The organism is Kitasatospora sp. NPDC036755 (assembly GCF_040636595.1).
In the GTDB taxonomy this organism is placed as follows: domain Bacteria; phylum Actinomycetota; class Actinomycetes; order Streptomycetales; family Streptomycetaceae; genus Kitasatospora.
Window position 1 is genome coordinate 1 of sequence record NZ_JBEZUT010000447.1, and the last position, 5,519, is coordinate 5,519.

Here is a 5,519-nt window from a genome sequence, read left to right on the forward strand (position 1 = left end):
GCGGGGGATCTCCAGGGTCCAGCCGCTTCCGTCGTCCGCGGGCACAGTTCGAGCACGGAGCACGGGGTGGTGGGCGGTGCGCCGGGGCGGGTGCGGGCGAGGCAGTGCAGCACCCAGGCGAGTTCGGACTCGCCGCGCGGCGGGACGAGCCCGCCGGGCCAGCGGGTGTCGAACTGCAGCTCGTCGTGGCCCCAGTCGCGTTCGTTGTAGGGGGGTTGGCAGAGCACGGCCTCGAAGGTGTCGCCGGGGAAGCCGTCGGCGCGCAGGGCGTCGCCGGCCCGCAGGTCGAGCGGCAGCGGGCCGGGCTCGGCGGCGGGGGTGTGCAGGGCGATCCGGAGCCGGGCGAGGGCAGCGGTGACCGGGTCGGCGTCCTGGCCGTAGCGGCCGGTGGTCGGCGGGTGGGCGAGCAGGACGGAGCCGAGGCCGACGGCCGGGTCGAGCACGGTGGCGGGGACGCCGGCGACGGCGGCGAGCAGCTCGGCGGCCTCCGGCGGGGTGGGGCTGAGCTGGCGGGTGTTGGCCTCGGCGTACCGGGTGAGCAGTTGCTCGTACGCGCCGGCCGGGCCTGCCTGGGCGGCGAGTTCGGCGAGCAGCCGGGCGAGGTCCAGCTGGGTGCTGCCGAGCAGGCCGGGGAGGCCGAGGGTGTTGGCCCCGTCGGGGCCGAAGGCGTGCACGGCGGTCCCGGCGACGGCCCGGGGCAGGGCGAGGGCGAGCCGGGTGTCCGGCCGGTCGGCGAGTTCGGCCCACTGCCCGGGCTCGCGGTGCAGCAGCAGGAGCAGGGCGCCCGCCTCGACCAGTGCGGCGGCGGGGTGACCGGCCGGGTCGCGGAGGGTGTCGACGAGCTGCCAGACCCGTTCCAGCAGGGGGAGTTCGGCGATCTTGCCCTGGGCCCGCAGCCAGGACTCCACCTCGGCGAGCGCGAAGGCCGGGCTGGCGTCGGTGCCGCCGACCGGGCGCGGGAAGTCGGGGTGGCGGCGGCGCCAGTTGCTCACCGCGGCCCGGCCGACGCCGGCCAGCCGGGCGATCTCGGCGGCGGTCACTTCGGGACGGTCCGGCACGGGGGCTCCTTCGGTGGGGGCGGCGACCGCGCGGCCGGGCCGGGGCCGGTGTGACCACACAGCATAGCGACGCACCAGTCGAACGGAGTTCACATGTGAACAGAGCTCTTTTGTGAAATCGCATTGACATGGTTCACGGCTCGGTGGTGTGATCTCTCCGTCGCCACCGAACGGGGGCGACACCAGGGAAGACCACCGATCACCGGGAGACACCCATGTCCGCGAACGCCCGCCGCACCGCCGTTCACCGCACCGCCGTTCACCGCGGCACCACCCGCCGCGCCGCCGCCCTGCTGCTGGGCGCCGCGCTGGTCACCCTGGGCGCGACGGCGTGCGACTCCAACGGCGGCTCCTCCGTCTCGACGGAGGCCAAGCAGACCGCGGCCGCCACCGGCTCCGAGGCCGCCAAGCCCGCCGAGAACAAGCCCGCCGGGAACAAGCCGGCCGACACCGCCAAGGCCCCCGCCAAGCTCGGCGACACCATCGCGCTCAAGGGCAACGACCCGGCCGACACCGCCGATGTGACGCTGGTGAAGGTGGTCGACAGCGCCGAGGGCGAGAACGAGTTCACCCACCCGGCCGACGGCAAGCGCTTCGTCGCGGTCCAGTTCCGGATCAAGGCGAGCGGCAAGAAGGCCTACAGCGACGTCCCCGGCAACTGTGCCAAGCTGCTGGACGCCCAGGGCCAGGCCTACGGCACGACGATCGCGGACACGACGGCCGGTCCGAGCTTCCAGATCCCCGCCAACATCGCCCCCGGCGAGAGCGCCCTCGGCTTCGTCACCTTCGAGGTCCCGAAGGACGCCAAGCTCGACAAGGCCCAGTTCGGCCTCGACAGCGGCTTCGCCCCGCAGACCGGCCAGTGGAAGATCGGCTGACGCCTCCGTTCACAGCCACCGCCCCCGCCGGCACGCCGTACGCCGGAGCAACGGAACGGCGGCCCCGGGCAGAGCCCGAGACCGCCGTGGACCACCCCGAGGGCGTGGGCCCTCCGCGCGCCCTACTTCTTCGCCCCCGCCAGGTCGTCGAACATGGCCGACAGGAACTCGGTGCACCAGCCCAGCAGTTCCCGCCCGACCAGCGGCTTGCCGCCGATCCGCCCGGTGCTCGGGCGCGGCACCAGCAGCTGCTGGGCCGCCGCCTTCACCTGGCTGCGCGGGTAGAGCCGGTTCAGCCGCAGCTGCTGGGACTCCCGCAGCTCCACCGGCCCGAAGCGGACGTTGGAGCCCTGGAGGGTGATGTCCGAGATCCCGCACCGCCGGGCGTACAGCCGCAGCGCCGCGACCAGCAGCAGGTTCTCCACCGGCTCGGGCAGCTTGCCGTAGCGGTCCACCAGCTCGTCCCTGACCTGCCGGATGTCCTCCTCCGAGTTGACCGCGGCGATCGAGCGGTACGCCTGCAGCCGCAGCCGCTCGCCGGGCGCGTAGTCGTGCGGCACGTGGGCGTCGACCGGGAGCTCGATCTTCACCTCCAGCGGCTCCTCCTCCGGCTCCCCGCCGCCGGCCAGCGACTCGCGGAACTCCGCCACCGCCTCGCCGACCATCCGCATGTAGAGGTCGAAGCCGACGCCCGCGATGTGACCGGACTGCTCGCCGCCGAGCAGGTTGCCCGCGCCGCGGATCTCCAGGTCCTTCATCGCGACGTACATGCCCGCGCCCATCTCGGTGTGCTGGGCGATGGTGGCCAGCCGCTCGTGCGCGGTCTCGGTGAGCGGCTTCTCCGGCGGGTACAGCATGTAGGCGTAGCCGCGCTCGCGGCCCCGCCCGACCCGGCCGCGCAGCTGGTGCAACTGGGAGAGGCCGAAGGTGTCGCCGCGCTCCACGATCAGGGTGTTGGCGTTGGAGATGTCGATGCCGGACTCCACGATCGTGGTCGACACCAGGACGTCGAACTCCTTCTCCCAGAAGTCGACGACGACCTTCTCCAGCTGGGTCTCCCCCATCTGCCCGTGCGCGGTGGCGATCCGCGCCTCGGGCACCAGGTCCTTCAGCCGGGCGGCCGCCTTGTCGATCGACTCCACCCGGTTGTGGATGTAGAACACCTGGCCCTCGCGCAGGAGTTCACGCCGGATCGCGGCCGAGATCTGCTTCTCGTCGTACGGCCCGACGAAGGTCAGCACCGGGTGGCGCTCCTCCGGCGGGGTGGTGATGGTGGACATCTCGCGGATGCCGGTGACCGCCATCTCCAGGGTGCGCGGGATCGGCGTCGCGGACATGGTCAGCACGTCCACGTTGGCGCGCAGCTTCTTCAGCTGCTCCTTGTGCTCGACGCCGAACCGCTGCTCCTCGTCGACGATGACCAGGCCGAGGTCCTTGAACCTGGTCTCGGAGGAGAACAGCCGGTGGGTGCCGATGACGACGTCCACCGAGCCCTCGAACAGTCCCTCCAGGACGGCCTTGGCCTCGCTGTCGGTCTGGAAGCGGGACAGCGCCTTCACCGTGACCGGGAAGTTGGCGTAGCGCTCGGCGAAGGTCGAGAAGTGCTGCTGCACCAGCAGCGTGGTCGGCACCAGCACCGCCACCTGCTTGCCGTCCTGCACGGCCTTGAACGCGGCCCGCACCGCGATCTCGGTCTTGCCGTAGCCGACGTCGCCGCAGATCAGCCGGTCCATCGGGACGGACTTCTCCATGTCGGACTTGACCTCGGCGATGGTGGTCAGCTGGTCCGGCGTCTCCGCGTACGGGAAGGCGTCCTCCAGCTCGCGCTGCCAGGGGGTGTCCGGGCCGAAGGTGTGGCCGGGGGCGGCCATCCGCGCCGAGTACAGCTTGATCAGGTCGGCGGCGATCTCCTTGACCGCCTTCTTGGCCCGCTGCTTGGTCTTCGCCCAGTCCGCGCCGCCGAGCCGGTGCAGCGTCGGGGCCTCGCCGCCGACGTACTTGGTGACCTGGTCGAGCTGGTCGGTCGGCACGAACAGCCGGTCGCCGGGGTGGCCGCGCTTGGCCGGGGCGTACTCCAGCACCAGGTACTCGCGGGTGGCGCCCTGGACGGTGCGCTGCACCATCTCGACGTACTTGCCGACGCCGTGCGCCTCGTGGACGACGTAGTCGCCGGCGACCAGCGCCAGCGGGTCGATCGCGTTGCGGCGGCGCGAGGGCATCCGGCGCATGTCCTTGGTGGAGGACTTCTGGCCGGACAGGTCGGTCTCGGTGATAACGGTGAGCTTCAGGTTCTCGTCGACGAATCCGTGCTCGATCGAGCCGCAGGAGACGTGGACGACGTCCCGGGTGGGCGCCTCGGCGAGGTCGGCGACCAGCCGGGCCGGGATGCCCTCGTTGCCCAGCACCTCGGCGAGCCGGGAGGCCGGCCCGTGGCCCTCGGTCACCATGACGACCCGCCAGTCGGCGGCCAGCCGTTCCTTGGCGTCCGCGATCGCCCGGGCGGTGTCACCGCGGTAGGCCTCGACCGCGTGCATGCCGAGGGTCAGCGTGTTGGCGTCGAACTCCAGGATCCCGTCGATCGTCGACTCGCTGGTCGCGAACGGGCTGACGGACCACCAGGGCAGCCCGATCTCGTCGGCGTGCTCGCGCACCTCGGCGAGCGAGCGCAGCGAGGCGGCGGAGACGTCGATGGTCTCCAGGTCGATCGGCCGGTCCCCGCCGGCCGCGGCGGCGACCCAGGAGGCGTGCAGGAACTCCTGGCTGGTCGCCACCAGGTCGGCGGCCCGGGTGCGGACCCGCTCCGGGTCGCAGACCACCGTGACGGAGCCGAGCGGCAGCACGTCCAGCAGCAGCTCCATGTCGTCCACCAGCACCGGCGCCAGCGACTCCATACCCTCGACCGCGATGCCCTCGGCGATCTTGTCGAGGATCTCGGCCAGCCCGGGGTGCTCGGCGGAGAGCTCGGCGGCCCGGGCCCGCACCTCGTCGGTGAGCAGCAGCTCCCGGCAGGGCGGTGCCCACAGGCCGTGCTCGGCGATCTCCAGCGAGCGCTGGTCGGCGACCTTGAAGTACCGGACCTCCTCGACGTCGTCGCCCCAGAACTCCACGCGCAGCGGGTGTTCCTCGGTCGGCGGGAAGACGTCCAGGATGCCGCCGCGGACGGCGAACTCGCCGCGCTTCTCGACCAGTTCGACGCGCGCGTAGGCGGCGGCGGAGAGCCGGCGGGCCACTTCCTCCAGGTCGTACGACTCGCCGCGCCGCACGGCCACCGGCTCCAGCTCGGCCAGCCCCTTGACCTGCGGCTGGAGCACCGAGCGGACCGGGGCGACGATCACCTGCACCGGACCGGCCGCCGGATCGTCCGCCCGCGGGTGCACGATCCGGCGCAGCACGGCCAGCCGGCGCCCGACGGTGTCGGAACGGGGCGACAGCCGCTCGTGCGGCAGGGTCTCCCAGGCCGGGAACTCGGCGACGGCGTCGGCGGGCAGCAGCGAGCGCAGCGAGGCCGCGAGGTCCTCGGCCTCGCGGCCGGTCGCGGTGACGGCGAGCACCGGGCGGCCCCGCTCGCCGGCCGCCTGCCCGG

3 protein-coding genes are annotated in these 5,519 nt (G+C 73.0%); 1 reads left to right on the top strand and 2 read right to left on the bottom strand.

Annotation, left to right across the window (positions count from 1 at the left end; translation table 11 throughout):
- The coding region (locus tag AB0E96_RS37600) for an N-6 DNA methylase (protein ID WP_359830800.1) at positions 1 to 1,058 on the bottom strand (1,058 nt) is incomplete at its 3' end.
- 215 nt (positions 1,059 to 1,273) lie between these two features.
- Here AB0E96_RS37600 and AB0E96_RS37605 point away from each other — a divergent pair.
- Positions 1,274 to 1,936, top strand: coding sequence for a DUF4352 domain-containing protein (locus AB0E96_RS37605; RefSeq protein ID WP_359830803.1), 663 nt, complete (start codon positions 1,274 to 1,276; stop codon positions 1,934 to 1,936).
- 122 nt (positions 1,937 to 2,058) lie between these two features.
- Here AB0E96_RS37605 and mfd read toward each other — a convergent pair.
- The coding region (gene mfd, locus AB0E96_RS37610; RefSeq protein WP_359830805.1) for a transcription-repair coupling factor at positions 2,059 to 5,519 on the bottom strand (3,461 nt) is incomplete at its 5' end.

Excerpts from the sequence above, each read along its gene's own strand:
- AB0E96_RS37605 (WP_359830803.1), top strand. The coding sequence starts at position 1,274 with ATGTCCGCGAACGCCCGCCGCACCGCCGTTCACCGCACCGCCGTTCAC.